General features: G+C 74.2%; 12 protein-coding genes and 1 pseudogene. 9 read left to right on the top strand and 4 right to left on the bottom strand.

What is annotated here, in order from left to right:
* Positions 1–112: 112 nt before the first annotated feature.
* Positions 113–1,129 (top strand): helix-turn-helix transcriptional regulator, encoded by a 1,017-nt coding sequence (locus tag JS756_RS25145; RefSeq protein WP_205385471.1) that lies wholly within the window; start codon positions 113–115, stop codon positions 1,127–1,129.
* A gap of 122 nt (positions 1,130–1,251) precedes the next feature.
* The gene (locus JS756_RS25150) at positions 1,252–1,770 is read left to right on the top strand and encodes a DUF4240 domain-containing protein (RefSeq protein ID WP_205385510.1); all 519 of its coding nucleotides are present in this window, start codon (positions 1,252–1,254) and stop codon (positions 1,768–1,770) included.
* A gap of 470 nt (positions 1,771–2,240) precedes the next feature.
* Here the strand turns inward: JS756_RS25150 and JS756_RS25155 are convergent, their stop codons facing one another.
* Positions 2,241–3,056, bottom strand: coding sequence for a peptidoglycan recognition protein family protein (locus tag JS756_RS25155; RefSeq protein ID WP_205385472.1), 816 nt, complete (start codon positions 3,054–3,056; stop codon positions 2,241–2,243).
* A gap of 189 nt (positions 3,057–3,245) precedes the next feature.
* On the opposite strand from JS756_RS25155, the gene JS756_RS25160 reads away from it, so the two are divergent.
* On the top strand, positions 3,246–4,430 hold the full coding sequence (locus JS756_RS25160) for a MarP family serine protease (protein WP_205385473.1): 1,185 nt from the start codon (positions 3,246–3,248) through the stop codon (positions 4,428–4,430).
* A gap of 6 nt (positions 4,431–4,436) precedes the next feature.
* Here JS756_RS25160 and JS756_RS25165 read toward each other — a convergent pair whose 3' ends face one another.
* Positions 4,437–4,970, bottom strand: coding sequence for a GNAT family N-acetyltransferase (locus tag JS756_RS25165; protein WP_205385474.1), 534 nt, complete (start codon positions 4,968–4,970; stop codon positions 4,437–4,439).
* Between the two features lie 85 nt (positions 4,971–5,055).
* On the opposite strand from JS756_RS25165, the gene JS756_RS25170 reads away from it, so the two are divergent.
* A complete protein-coding gene (locus tag JS756_RS25170; protein ID WP_205385475.1) occupies positions 5,056–5,958 on the top strand; it encodes a TIGR01777 family oxidoreductase in 903 nt (300 codons plus the stop codon).
* Positions 5,959–6,178: 220 nt separating this feature from the next.
* A complete protein-coding gene (locus JS756_RS25175) occupies positions 6,179–7,600 on the top strand; it encodes an NAD(P)/FAD-dependent oxidoreductase (RefSeq protein ID WP_205385476.1) in 1,422 nt (473 codons plus the stop codon).
* A gap of 131 nt (positions 7,601–7,731) precedes the next feature.
* Here JS756_RS25175 and JS756_RS25180 read toward each other — a convergent pair whose 3' ends face one another.
* Positions 7,732–9,189 carry an NsdA family TPR-like regulatory protein gene (locus JS756_RS25180; protein WP_205385477.1) on the bottom strand — a complete coding sequence of 486 codons (1,458 nt, stop codon included), beginning with the start codon at positions 9,187–9,189 and terminating at the stop codon, positions 7,732–7,734.
* Between the two features lie 248 nt (positions 9,190–9,437).
* Between JS756_RS25180 and lipB the strand changes: the two are divergent.
* From lipB to JS756_RS25200, 4 genes and pseudogenes are all read left to right on the top strand, one after another.
* Positions 9,438–10,241 (top strand): annotated as a pseudogene (gene lipB / locus JS756_RS25185) (lipoyl(octanoyl) transferase LipB); the annotation flags it as partial.
* Between the two features lie 107 nt (positions 10,242–10,348).
* On the top strand, positions 10,349–11,314 hold the full coding sequence (gene lipA / locus JS756_RS25190) for a lipoyl synthase (protein WP_205385479.1): 966 nt from the start codon (positions 10,349–10,351) through the stop codon (positions 11,312–11,314).
* A gap of 244 nt (positions 11,315–11,558) precedes the next feature.
* Positions 11,559–11,756 carry an SCO2195 family GlnR-regulated protein gene (locus JS756_RS25195; protein WP_205385480.1) on the top strand — a complete coding sequence of 66 codons (198 nt, stop codon included), beginning with the start codon at positions 11,559–11,561 and terminating at the stop codon, positions 11,754–11,756.
* Between the two features lie 60 nt (positions 11,757–11,816).
* The gene (locus JS756_RS25200; RefSeq protein ID WP_205385481.1) at positions 11,817–12,518 is read left to right on the top strand and encodes a DUF4191 domain-containing protein; all 702 of its coding nucleotides are present in this window, start codon (positions 11,817–11,819) and stop codon (positions 12,516–12,518) included.
* Positions 12,519–12,813: 295 nt separating this feature from the next.
* Here the strand turns inward: JS756_RS25200 and JS756_RS25205 are convergent, their stop codons facing one another.
* Positions 12,814–13,281 carry an RDD family protein gene (locus JS756_RS25205; protein ID WP_205385482.1) on the bottom strand — a complete coding sequence of 156 codons (468 nt, stop codon included), beginning with the start codon at positions 13,279–13,281 and terminating at the stop codon, positions 12,814–12,816.
* Positions 13,282–13,391: the final 110 nt, after the last annotated feature.

Below are 13,391 nucleotides of genomic sequence, written 5' to 3' on the forward strand. Positions count from 1 at the left end.
GCCGCGCCCCTTCGGGGGCCACCGCATCACGGCACGCCCCGCCCCGCTCCGGCGGGGACCGGCGCGTCACCGCAGCCCCCGCCCCGGCGGGGGCCTGCTGCATGATGGCGGCATGCGTGCCGCCCGACTGATCAAGATGGTGCTGCTGCTCCAGTACCGGCCCTCGATGACCGCCGCGGAGCTGGCGCGGGAGCTGGAGGTGTCGGAGCGGACGGTGGCGCGCGACGCGCAGGCGCTGTCCGAGGCGGGTGTGCCCGTGTACGCGGACCGGGGGCGGGCCGGAGGATACCGGCTGGTCGGCGGATATCGCGCCCTTCCCCGCAGCCTCACGGGCCTGGGGGGCGGCCCGCTGACCGGGCTGGCGCGCAACGAGGCCGAGGCGCTGTTCCTGAGCGGGGTACCGGCGGCCCTGCGGGAGATGGGGCTGGAGGACACCGCCTCCGCGGCCCGGCTGAAGGTGTCGGCCGCGCTGCTGCCGTCCCTGCGGGACGCACCGCTCGCGGCGGCGCAGCGGTTCCATCTGGACGCCCCGAACTGGTTCACCGAGCCGCGGACTCCCGACCTGCTGCCGGCGGTGGCCGGCGCGGTGTGGGACGACCGCCGGATCACGGCCCGCTACCGGCGTGCGCGGCAGACGGTGGAACGCGATCTGGAGCCGTACGGGCTCGTGCTGAAGGCCGGGGTCTGGTACGTGTGCGCACGCGTGGTGGACGCCGGGACGGGCGGGGACTTCCGGACGTACCGGATCGACCGGTTCACCGCCGTCGACGTCCGGGAGGATGCCTTCACCCGTGACGCGGCGTTCGACCTGCCCGGATTCTGGTCGGCGCAGGCGGAGCGGTTCGCCCGGTCGCTCTGGCGGGCCGAGGCCGTCGTGCGGCTGTCGCCGCAGGGGGTACGGATGCTGGAGCACGCGGTCGATCCGCTCGCCGCGCGCCGGGCGCTGGCCGGGGCGGGGGAGCCGGACGGTGCGGGACGGGTGACGGTGACCCTGCCGGTGGAGTCCGAGGAGGTCGCGCACGCACAGCTCACGGCGCTCGGACCGGAGGCGGAGGTGCTGGCGCCCGCGGGACTGCGCGAGCGATTCGTCCGCGACGCGCGGCGGATGGCCGGACTGTACGAGGCATGACGAAGCGGCGGAGCCGGCCGGGGTTCCCGCGCGGGGGGCCGGGGAGCGGCGCGGGATCCGGCGCAACAATCCGCCGCACTCCGCGTGCGCACGGGTTCCGTTGGGCCGATGCTGGAGCCGTGATGGACGAGACGGAGTTCTGGGACCTGGTGGACACGAGCCGCGAGGCCGCCGAGGGCGACCCCGAGGAACAGGCCGACGTGCTCGTGGACCGACTCCGGCAGCTGGACCCCGAGGGCGTCCTGGACTTCGCCCGTCACTTCGAGGCGCGCTACAACCGCGCCTACCGCTGGGACCTGTGGGGCGCTGCCTGGGTGCTGCTGGACGGGGCCAGCGACGACGCCTTCGACTTCTTCCGCTGCTGGTTGATCGGGCAGGGCCGGGAGGTCTTCGAGGGCGCGCTGCACGACCCCGACTCCCTCGCCGGTCTGCTCGGCGACTTCGACGAGGAGATCGACGGCGACGGCGAGGACATCGGCTACGCGGCCGACGAGGCCTACGAACAGCTCACCGGCGGTGTCGCTCCCGACCTGGGCCTGCCGCCCCAACCGGCCGAACCCGAGGGCACGCCGCTCGACTTCGAGAACGAGCAGGCCCTGGCCGAGCGCTTCCCGAAGCTCTGGGACCGCTTCCGCACCTGAGCCGCCACCCGGCACCCGCGCCGCTCCACGCCTCGTGCGGCTCCACGCCTCGACCGCGCCCGGCCGGTCTCTCCGCGCCTCGTCACCGGCCCTCCCCGCTCCGCCGCACGCCCGCACGGTCCGGCCCCGCCCGCGCGCGCCCCGGCGCCCACGGACGTCCTGCCCCGGCGCCCGGGAAGCACCGGAGGCACCGGAACCGGTGGACGCACCGGCCGGGGCGGCCCGCGGCCCTCAGCAGCCCGGCCGTCCGCCGCCGCGGTGACCGCGAACAGAACGGCAGCCCCGACGCCCCCGCTGCCGCACCGCGACCGGGTCGGCCCGGGCACGACGCGGAAGGCGGCGGCCGGCCTCCGCCTGCGGTGCGGGCCGCACTGCCGACACCGCCCGCGGCCACCGCGCCGCAGGGCCACCGAGCAGCCCTGCGGCGCGGTGGCCCTGCGATCGCGGTGCCGGGTCGTGCAGGGGTCGGGTCACGTCCCGTCGGGTGTGCGGCCCTGGAGCTCTGCGGCGCGCAGCCTGATGGCCGGGAGTCGGGCGATGAGGGCCGGGCCGGGGCATCTGGTCATGAAGGCGTCCTTGTGGGCCGCGACGGCGGGCAGGACGGCCGTGGTGCCGCGCGGGTAGCGGCTGTGACCGTTGCTGGAGGTCAGCTGGACTCCGCCGCGGGGGTCGGTGCCGGTGAGGCCCAGCTTCCAGGCGACGAGGGCGGCGATCGCCTCGGTCATCGCCGGCGGGACGCGGGTGCCCTCGGTGAAGGTGCCGATGGCGGCGATGCCGGCGGTGCGGTGGTTGAAGCCCTGGGTGTGGGCGCCGGTGACGGGGCGGTCGACGCCTCCCGCTCGGCCCTCGTAGATGGTGCCGCAGCGGTCGACGAGGAAGTTGTAGCCGATGTCGTCCCAGCTGCGGTCCCGGGTCTGACCGGTGTAGAGGGCACGGATGATGCGGGGGGTGTCGGCGCAGTCGTAGTCGTTGGGCGAGTCGGTGTGGTGGAGGAAGACGGCGACGACCTTGTCGTCGTAGCGCGGCGGCGGCTGGGCGGGGGTGGTCCCGTCGAGCCAGGCCGAACGGGGTCTGATCGACGGCTTGGGCGCGGTGTGGGATCCGGCCGGGTGGGCCACCGGTGACGGCGGCCGGGCAGTGCCGGCCGGGCGGTCGGCACCGTGCACACACACGGCCAGCGTGGCGACGACGGCGAGGCCGGGCAGGAATCGGAACGCCACCCGGGCGGAGCCGGGTATCCGTACGGCCCGCCGCTTCCGTGTCCCCCGAGCTGATCGGACACGCATGATCCCACTATCGGCCGAATCCACTGCGCCCGCGATGTGTGCCGTGCCACCCGTCGGAACCATCGTCCCGGTCCGCGGCGTTTTCCCGGGTGACAGCGCGTGCGGCCGGGCTCCGCCGGGCCGCACGCGCGCGGCTGATCACCGGGCCCGTCCCCCACGTACTAACGGGCCCGAGAGAAAGGCGGCTCCGTGGACCTGCTGGACATCCTGCTGTTGCTGGTGATCCTGGCCTATGCCGGCTCCGGCTATCGGCGCGGGCTGGTGGCCGGGTGCGTGTCGCTCGCCGGCTTCGTCGGCGGCGCGGTGGTCGGCGTGTGGGTGCTGCCGTGGGTGATGGAGCTGGTGCCGGCGGGATCGACGGCGGCGACGGTGACCGCGGTGTGCACGGTGCTGCTGCCGGCGGCGGTCGGCCACGAGCTGGCGGGGCGGCTTGCGCTGCGGCTGCGGAGGGAGCTGGACCGGGGCCCGCTGAGAGTGGCCGACGGGGTGGGCGGGGCGGCGGCGAACACCGTCGCGGTGCTGATCGTGGCATGGGTGGCGGCGAGTGTGCTGGCCGCGTCCTCGTCCCAGCTGCTGACCGGCGCGATCCGCGACTCGCGGCTGCTGGGGGCCGTGCAGGACGCGATGCCGGACAGCACGCCGGCGTGGTTCTCCCGGGCCACGTCCGCGCTGACGGAGGCGGGCTTCCCGCAGGTGTTCAACCCCTTCGAGAACGAGTCGACGGCCGAGGTCGCCCGCCCCACGGGCGACAACGTGACCGCCGCCGCCACGGACGCGGCCCGCCGGAGCACGGTGAAGATCGAGGGAGTCTCGGGCGACCAGGGGCGTGAGGGCAGCGGTTTCGTGTTCGCCCCGGGGCACGTGATGACCAACGCGCACGTGGTCGCGGGCATCGACGCGCCCAAAGTGCGGGTCGGCGGGGTCGGGCGGCCGTACCGGGCGCAGGTGGTGCTGTTCGATCCGGACCGGGACGTGGCCGTGCTGTACGTGCCGGACCTGCACGCGCCCGTGCTGCGGTTCGACGACGACGCGCGGCGCGGAGCGGCGGCCGTGGTCGCGGGCTACCCGCAGGACGGCGACCTCGACCTGGAGGCGGCCACGGTCGCGGCCCGGGTGCACGCGCACGGGCAGAACATCTACAACGACGGCTCGGTCACCCGGGAGATCTACTCGATCCGCTCCACGGTCCGCCCCGGCAACTCCGGCGGGCCGCTGCTGACCACGGACGGCCGGGTGTTCGGCGTGGTCTTCGCCCGCTCCACCTCGGACGACGAGACGGGGTACGTGCTGACGGCTGCGGAGGTGGCCCCGGCCGCGCAGCGCGCGGCGGACGCGACGCGGCCGGTGGACACCGGGGAGCTGGTGACGTCCTGACCCGCGTCAGCGCAGCGAGCGGCCCATCAGGACGTCGTCGACGTAGGCACCGTCGAGAAGGAACTCCTCCGGCTGCACGCCCTCGACGACGAAGCCCTCGGACTCGTACAGCCTGCGGGCCGGGGCGTTGTGGCCGAGGACGCGCAGGGTGATGCGGCGGAAGCCGCCGTCGCGGGCCTCGTCGACGGCGGCGCGCACCAGGGCCCGGCCGGCGCCCAGGCCACGGGCCTCCTCGGCGACGACGAGGCCGCGGACGTGCCGTACGTGCCGGTTGGCGGTGAGCGGCGTGGCGAAGCCGAGCCGGATGTAGCCGACGAGGCGGCCGCCGAGTTCGGCGACGAGGTGGTCGGCGGGGCGGCCGGTCTCCCGGAAGAAAGGCTCGTCGGGCTCGGGCGGCGGGGTGACGGCGAACAGGTGCGACCAGTTGGCGCGGTCCAGCCGGCGCAGTGCCTCCTCGTCCTCGGGGCGGGCGAACCTGATGGACGGGGCGCTGAGGGGCCGGTGGGGCGGTGACGGCTCACGCAGGGGCGACTCGGGCATGGCGGTCACCCTATGTGGGGACAGCGTGCCCCTGGAACGTGTTTTCCCCCGGGGTACATGCGCGCTCAGGGGACAGGATGGCCTCATGCGACGTATGAGGATTGCGGTGGCCGGCTCCTCCGGCCTGATCGGCGGCGCGCTCGTACGGTCCCTGACCGCCGACGGGCACGAGGCGGTGCGGCTGGTGCGCCGCGCGCCCCGGGGCAAGGACGAGGTGCGCTGGGACCCGGAGGGCGGGTCCGTGGACACGGCGGGGCTGGAGGGCTGCGACGCCGTGGTGAACCTGGCGGGCGCCGGGATCGGCGACCGGTGGTGGACCGAGGCCTACAAGGAGCGGATCCGCAGCAGCCGGGTGGAGGGCACACGGACGCTCGCGGAGGCGGTCGCCTCGCTCCGTGAGCCGCCGGGTGTGTTCGTGGGCGGCAGCGCGATCGGCTACTACGGGGACACCGGCGACCGGGCCGTGGACGAGCGGGCGCCGCACGGCCGGGGTTTCCTGGCGGGGGTGTGCGTGGACTGGGAGGCGGCGGCCGGGCCCGCCCGGGACGCGGGCGTGCGGACGGTGCTGGTGCGGACCGGCCTCGTGGTGTCCCGCCGGGGCGGAGCCTGGGCGAAGCTGTTCCCGGTCTTCCGGGCCGGGCTCGGCGGGCGGATGGGCGACGGGCGGCAGTACTGGTCGTACATCGCGCTGCACGACGAGGTCGCCGCGATCCGGCACCTGATCGACCGCGACGACCTCGCGGGCCCGTTCAACCTCACCGCGCCGCAGCCGCTGACGAACCGTGAGATCACCGAGGCGATGGGGCGGGTGCTGCACCGGCCGACCGTGCTCGGCGTCCCGGCGCCGGTGCTGCGGACGGTGTTGGGCGAGATGTCCGGGGACGTGCTGGGCAGTGTGCGGGTCGTGCCGGCGCGGCTGCTGGAGTCGGGGTTCGCCTTCGCGTTCCCGGGCATCGAGGACGCGATCCGGGCGGCGCAGCGGGAGTAGCGGCCGGCGCGCGCGGGACGGCGGGTGGGCAGGGGCGGCGTGGCCCCGCGCGGCGGGGCGGACATCGGTGACCGTGTGCGACCGCCGTGCGACCGTGCCCTGTCCATGCGCGACTGCACCCGACCGATCGCGGCCTTAACCTCGTCCCGAACTCGGGTATTCCCGACGGCTGTTGAGGGCATGACGTCTCCACCGGCCGCGCAACCTCGAGGAGGGGCACGTGCTTGAGCCCGCGTACCAGGCAGACGTCGTCGTGGTGGGAGCCGGGATCGCCGGCCTCTCGGCGGCGCTTCGGCTGAGCAGCGCAGGAGTGACGACCGCGGTACTGGAGGCCGCCCCGTGCCTGGGCGGCCGGATGGCGACCGAGAAGGTCGACGGCTTCCGGCTGGACCGCATCGGGCAGGTGCTGTCCACCGCCTATCCGGAACTACGCCGCACCCCGGGACTGGACGCACTCGTTCTGCGCCCGTTCACCCCCGGGGTCCTGCTGCACAGCGACGGCCGCCGGCACCGCGCGGGCGCCGTGGCGGGCGGCGCGGGCGCGCGAGGCGCGAGGAGTGGCACAAGGGGCGCACTCCATGTCGTGCGCGCCTTGGCGAGCGCCCCCCGGTCGGGGCCGCGCGCCGCGGCCCCGAAGGGCGCCGTCCCGAGGACGGCGAGGGGCGCCGTGCCCAGGGCCCGCACCGGTGCCCCACTGGGCAGCCCGGTCGACCAGGCCCGGCTCGACGCCGCGCTGACCCGGCTCGCCCAGTTGCCCGTCGAACGGCTGCTGTCCCGCCCCGAGTCACCGGCCGGCCAGGCCCTCGCCGCCCGCGGACTGCCCGCGCGCACGGTGGACGGCTTCCTGCGCCCGCTGCTGGCGGCCCTGCTGTGCGACCCCGCGCTGACCACGTCCAGCAGGTGCGCCGACCTCGCGCTGCGCACCTTCGCCGCGGGCCGGCTGTGCCTGCCGGAGGGCGGCGCCGAGATGGTGCCGGAACTGCTGGCGGGGGCGCTGCCTCCGGGTGTCGTGCACACCGGGGTGCGGGTCACCTCGGTGTCGACCACCGCGGTCACCACGGCCGAGCACGGCGTGTTCCGCTGCCGCGCCGTGCTGGTCGCGACGGACGCGCGTACCGCCGCCGAGCTGCTGCCCGGCCTGCGCGTACCCGCCTTCCACCCGGTGACCGTCGTCCACCACACGGCGGACGAGGTGCCCGCGACCGGCGCGTCACTGCTGCTGGACGCCGACCGGGGCGGCCCCGTCGCGCACACGGCGGTGGTCAGCCGGGTCGATCCGACCCGGGCACCCGCGGGCCGCGCGCTGATCTCGTCCACGGTGCTGGGCGTCCCTCCCGAGGACGTGGACACCGCCGTCCGCATGCATCTGGCCCGGCTGTACGGCACGTCCACCGCCCGCTGGGAGACGCTCGCGGTGCACCGCACCGACGAGGCCGTGCCCGCGATGCGGCCGCCGCACGACCTCAGGCGTCCGGTGCGGCTGCTGGCCGGCCTGTACGTGTGCGGCGACCACCGGGACACCAGCACCGTCCAGGGCGCCCTGCACTCCGCCCGGCGCGCCTGCGCGGCGATCCTGTCCGACCTGCGCGCGACCGGGCCGCTGCCCACCGCCGATCCGGCCCCGGCGGCGCAGGCCGCCTGAAGGCGGCCGTGAGCACGGGTTCCCCGCGGCCCCACGGCGCGGGGAACCCGGCCCGGACGGCACCGGGCCGGACACGACGACGCGGTGCGGCCGGATCGGGCCGACCGGGGGTGCGCCGGCTCCGGCGGGCCCTAGCCCAGTGCCGCGATCTTGTCGCGGTACCCGCGCGCGGGTGCCGCGTCCTTGTAGGGCTCCAGGCGGCGCTCGAAGTCCTTCACGTACTCCACCGCCCGCACCGACCGCATCTCCGCCGCCTGCCCCGCCGCCTCCGCGGCGAGCTGGCAGGCCTGGTCGAGTTCGCCCAGGCCGAGGCGGGCGGTGGCGAGGACGACCTTGGAGAACAGCCTGCTGCGCGCGTGCCCGGCGCCCCGCAGCTGCAGGGAGCGCTCGGCGTGCTGCGCGGCGGCCCGGAACTGCTGCAGGTCGCGGTGGCAGTGCCCGAACTCGTCGGCCAGCTGGGCCTCGTCGAAGCACCGCCCCCAGGAGGGCACCTCGTCCCCCGACCGCGCCGCCTCCAGCGCGCGCTCGGCGCGGACGAGGGAGCCGGTGCAGGAACGGACCTCGCCGAGCACGCCGTGCCCGCGCGCCTCGGCGGCGTGCAGCAGCGCCTGCACGACCGGCGGGGCACTGCCGCCCACGCCCTGCTGCGCCACACGCGCCAATTGCACGGCCTCGCGGCCGTGCCCGAGGTACACGGCCTGGCGGCTCATCGTCACCAGGACATAGGCGCCGTAGGCCCGGTCCCCGGCGGCCTGGGACAACCGCAGTGCCTGCACGAAGTAGCGCTGGGCCAGGCCGTGCGCCGCGATGTCGTACGAGGTCCAGCCGGCCAGCCGGGTCAGCTCGGCGGCGGCGCCGAACAGCCGCCGGCCGGTCTGCTCGCCGTAGACGCCGCGCAGCATCGGCTCGCACTCGTGCTCCAGGTAGCGCACGAGGGCCTGCCGGGCGTGGCCGCCGCCGTAGGCGTCGTCGAGGGTGCGGAACAGTTCGGCGACGGAGCGCAGCGCGGCGATGTCGCCGCCGGTCACCCGGTGGCCGGGGCCGCGCTCGGCCGGATTGCGGCGGCGCGGCTCGGCCGGGGTCGTGGCCCGGGGCGCGGCGGGGCGGCCCTGGGCGGGGACGCGGGGCGTCTCGCCACGGGCGACCTTCTCGTCGGCGCGGCCGATGAGCCAGTCCCGGCTGGGCACCACGAGCCCGGCGGGCGTGAAGGCGATCTTGCGGAGCTCCGCATGGCTGCCGGAGTCCTTGCGCCACAGTCCGCTGACGATGTCGACGGCCTCCTCGGGGCCGGCGGCGAACTCCAGGCCCGCGTAGACGGGCGCGCAGGCGTCCAGACCGAGGTCCTGCGCGGTGAGGCGGCGACCGAGACGGCGGGTGAAGACCTCGGCGATCAGCGCCGGCGTGGTGCCGCGCGGCTGCTGGCCACGCAGCCAGCGGGTCACGGACGTCTTGTCGTATCTCAGGTCGAGCCCGTGTTCCAGGCCGAGCTGGTCCACGCGACGGGCGAGACCTGCGTTGGAGAACCCCGCTTCTGCGATGAGCGCGGCGAGCTGGCGGTTGGGGGTGCGCTGCGCGGGTCGTTCCGTCATCTGCGGTGTGGTCTCCTGCCTTCCGGGCCCCTGAAGTGCCGGAATTGCCTGTGAGCAGCCCTTATGGCCTCGCGAACGGCGCGAATGTAGCGGAGCGTAAGCACCCGATCGCACCCTTTGACGGTCATTCATCCGATCGTGTGAGGATTGCCCTCAGCGGCTGACGCAGATCCGGCCTCTGTGGCGCGTATCGCGCGGACGTACAGTGGCGTGGGCGCGTTTCAAGCCTTACGACTTCGAGGGAGGCGCTTGCCGTGAGTGAGCTGCGGTTCGTCCGTATGGGGTTCGGAGCGGACGCCGTCGAGTACCAGCAGGCCTGGGACGAGCAGCGCCGGGTGCACGCGGCGCGGTTCGCCGACGAGGCGCCCGACACCGTCCTGCTGCTGGAGCACCCCCCCGTCTACACGGCGGGCCGGCGCACCGAGGACGGCGAGCGCCCCCTGGACGGCACCCCGGTCGTCGACGTCGACCGCGGCGGCAAGATCACCTGGCACGGTCCGGGCCAGCTGGTCGGCTACCCGATCCAGAAGCTGCCGCGCCCGGTCGACGTGGTGGCGCACGTGCGGCGCCTGGAGGAGGCCCTCATCCGCACCTGCGCCGAGTTCGGCCTGACCACGACCCGGGTCGAGGGCCGCAGCGGGGTCTGGGTGCTCGGCGACCCGGTGGAGCAGCGCCCCTCGCTCGGCGGGCTCTCCCTGGACTTCGACCCGCGCCTGCACGACGAGGAGTTCGACCCGCGGCTCAACGGCCCCGAGTACGCCCCCTCCAACGCCGGCCAGCGCCGCGAGGACCGCAAGATCGCCGCGATCGGCATCCGGGTCGCCAAGGGCGTCACGATGCACGGCTTCGCCCTGAACGTGAACCCGGACAACGCCTGGTTCGACCGGATCATCCCGTGCGGCATCCGGGACGCGGGGGTCACGTCGCTCGCCGGCGAACTGGGCCGGCAGGTCACGATCGACGAGGTGCTGCCGGTGGCGGAGCGGCATCTGAGGGACATCCTGGAGAACGCGGAGCCGAAGCCGCGGGTGATCGAGAAGACGACCGCCTGATCAAGGGAATGCGCCCTGCGGCCGGGTGGTCGGCCTGAGCGGTGGGGCTCGGTAAGCACGGGCGTACCCTGGTGTACGCCGAAGAATCGAAGCTACAGGGAGCCGACGTGTCCGCAGTCTCACCGGACGGACGCAAGATGCTGCGCCTGGAGGTCCGCAACAGCCAGACCCCCATCGAGCGCAAGCCCGAGTGGATCAAGACGCGGGCGAAAATGGGTCCCGAGTACTCCAAGATGCAGAACCTCGTCAAGAGCGAGGGCCTGCACACGGTCTGCCAGGAGGCCGGCTGCCCGAACATCTACGAGTGCTGGGAGGACCGCGAGGCCACCTTCCTCATCGGCGGCGACCAGTGCACCCGGCGCTGCGACTTCTGCCAGATCGACACGGGCAAGCCCGAGGCCCTCGACCGGGACGAGCCGCGCCGCGTGGGCGAGTCGGTCGTCACCATGGACCTGAACTACGCCACCATCACCGGCGTCGCCCGCGACGACCTGGAGGACGGCGGCGCCTGGCTGTACGCCGAGACGGTCCGGCAGATCCACCGGCAGACCGCGGAGCGCGAGGACGGCCGGACGAAGGTCGAGCTGCTCGCCCCCGACTTCAACGCGGTCCCCGAGCAGCTGGCCGAGGTCTTCTCCTCCCGCCCCGAGGTCTTCGCGCACAACGTCGAGACGGTGCCCCGGATCTTCAAGCGCATCCGCCCCGGCTTCCGCTACGAGCGCTCCCTGAAGGTGATCACCGAGGCCCGCGACGTCGGCCTGGTCACCAAGTCGAACCTGATCCTCGGCATGGGCGAGACCCGCGAGGAGGTCGGCGAGGCACTGAGGCAGCTGCACGACGCCGGCTGCGAGCTGGTCACCATCACGCAGTACCTGCGCCCGTCCGTGCGCCACCACCCGGTGGAGCGCTGGGTGAAGCCGCAGGAGTTCGTGGAGCTGCAGGAGGAGGCCGAGCAGATCGGCTTCTCCGGCGTGATGTCGGGTCCGCTGGTCCGCTCCTCCTACCGGGCCGGCCGCCTGTACCGGATGGCGATGGAGAAGCGGGACGGAGTCGCGGCCACGCCGGCCGTCTGAGCCGACCGTGTGAATTCACGCACAAGTTATTACCGGCCAGTAATGGCCGAGGTGATGCGGTCCTGACCGTCCTCGCTGATGAGGGCGCAGGTCAGGGCCGCATCGGCGTCCCGGGCCGGCAGGGAACACCGAGGCGAAGGCTTCATGGGCGTTTGACCGGTCGGTCACGCCCTGGTAACACCAATCAGTGACGATGGACTCACGCCACGTACACCCGTCCCGGCAGCCGTAGGGGGATCCCCAGATGCAGGCCGCGCCCGTTCGCGCCACCGCGATTCCGTCTTTCACCGACGCGCTGCGCGCCGTCGAGTCCCTGCTCATGAGCAGCGGTCAGCGCACCGCCCGCCGCAATGCCTGGACCTCCGTCCTGGAGGACCGCCGCCGCGCCAAGGACCGGGTCGAGGCCCAGCGCGTCCTGGAGCGGGCCTCCGCCCGCCCCTGAGTCCCTCGTCACCCCGCACTGCCGTCGAAGGCGCTCCCGGGGGCACGTAGACTTCGTGGCATGGCGAGGAAGGACAACGCGGCGGACGCCGCGAACGCAGGGCGACTGAAGCAGATCGCCCTCACGTACAAGATGACCCGCAAGGCCGACAAGAGGATCGGTCTCGTACTCGCGGCCGTCGGGCTCGGCACCCTCGGTGTCTTCCTCGCGATCGGTTTCCTGATCGGCCACCCCGTCTATCTCGGCATCCTGGGCCTGCTGCTGGGCCTGCTGGCGACGGCGATCGTCTTCGGACGCCGGGCCGAGCGGGCCGCCTTCGGGCAGATGGAGGGCCAGCCGGGCGCCGCCGCGGCGGTCCTCGACAACATCGGCCGCGGCTGGACGACGACCCCCGCCGTGGCGATGAACCGCAACCAGGACGTGGTGCACCGGGCCGTCGGCAAGGCCGGCATCGTCCTGGTCGCCGAGGGCAATCCGAACCGGGTGAAGACCCTCCTGGCCGCCGAGAAGAAGAAGATGAACCGCATCGTCGCGGACGTGCCCGTGCACGACATCCTCGTCGGCGCCGGCGAGGGCCAGGTCGAGCTGAAGAAGGTCCGCACCACGATGCTGAAGCTGCCGCGCGTGCTGACCGGCCCGCAGGTGACCGCGACCAACGACCGGCTGCGCGCCATGGGCGACCTGCTCAGCAACATGCCGATGCCGAAGGGTCCGATGCCGAAGGGCATGCGGATGCCCAAGGGCGGCCCGAAGGCCCGCTGACGGCCGTCCCGGCCAGTTCTCTCCCGCACGACGAAGGAGGGTCCCCGGAATTCCGGGGACCCTCCTTCGTCGTGCGGGTTCCTTCGTCGTGCGGGTCCTGCCGGCCCGTGCACAGGGGCGCCGGTCGGCGTCCTGCGGGAGTCGGCGGGCGGGACCCGCGCGGGGGTGCGTCCGCAATCGGGCCGCGGCAAAGCCCTGGCAGGACGGCGCGGGACGACACGCGGGGCGGTGCGGAACACGGCGAGAACCGTGCGGGCCGCCGTGGAGCGCAGCGCGCCGGGACACCCGGAGGCGCTCAGACGCGGACCTCGACCGTGCGGCCCAGCTGGTCGTGGAGGCCGCGGCCGTCGCGGTCCCAGACGAGGGCCGGGACGGCGAGGCAGAGCAGGACCGTGCGCACGGCGGCGCGCAGCGGGTTCACGGTTCCGGTCTCCAGGCTCACGACCCGGATGCCGAAGAGGCGCTTGCCCGGGGTGAAGCCGATCGTGCCGACGGTGAGCAGGCTCATCACCAGGAAGACGAGCAGCGCCCAGTTGCTGGTGGCGGGGCTGTAGCCGTCGGTGATGAGACCGTATGCGATCACGACGCACAGGCCCCAGTCCACGGCCAGCGCACCGAGCCGGCGCCCCGGGCGGGCCAGCGAGTTCGGCCCGGTCTCCGGCAGCCCCAGTTGCTCCCCCCGGTAACCGAATTCGGCTCCGGCGTCCTCCATGGCGGAACGGGGCCCGGAAAGCCACGATCCGATTGCTTGCCTGTTGTCCACCCGTCCACGGTACTGCGCCCGCACATGGCCCCCGCGGGGCGGGGTGTGCGCGGGGAGCGTCGGGGCTACGGTTGAACCCGGGCCGGTTAACTTCTGCGAAACAAACGGGT

The organism is Streptomyces actuosus (assembly GCF_016921115.1).
Classification (GTDB): Bacteria; Actinomycetota; Actinomycetes; order Streptomycetales; family Streptomycetaceae; genus Streptomyces; species Streptomyces actuosus_A.

Excerpts from the sequence above, each read along its gene's own strand:
- JS756_RS25145 (WP_205385471.1), top strand. The coding sequence starts at position 113 with ATGCGTGCCGCCCGACTGATCAAGATGGTGCTGCTGCTCCAGTACCGG.
- JS756_RS25150 (WP_205385510.1), top strand. The coding sequence starts at position 1,252 with ATGGACGAGACGGAGTTCTGGGACCTGGTGGACACGAGCCGCGAGGCC.
- JS756_RS25155 (WP_205385472.1), bottom strand. The coding sequence starts at position 3,056 with ATGCGTGTCCGATCAGCTCGGGGGACACGGAAGCGGCGGGCCGTACGG.
- JS756_RS25165 (WP_205385474.1), bottom strand. The coding sequence starts at position 4,970 with ATGCCCGAGTCGCCCCTGCGTGAGCCGTCACCGCCCCACCGGCCCCTC.
- JS756_RS25170 (WP_205385475.1), top strand. The coding sequence starts at position 5,056 with ATGCGACGTATGAGGATTGCGGTGGCCGGCTCCTCCGGCCTGATCGGC.
- JS756_RS25180 (WP_205385477.1), bottom strand. The coding sequence starts at position 9,189 with ATGACGGAACGACCCGCGCAGCGCACCCCCAACCGCCAGCTCGCCGCG.
- JS756_RS25195 (WP_205385480.1), top strand. The coding sequence starts at position 11,559 with ATGCAGGCCGCGCCCGTTCGCGCCACCGCGATTCCGTCTTTCACCGAC.
- JS756_RS25200 (WP_205385481.1), top strand. The coding sequence starts at position 11,817 with ATGGCGAGGAAGGACAACGCGGCGGACGCCGCGAACGCAGGGCGACTG.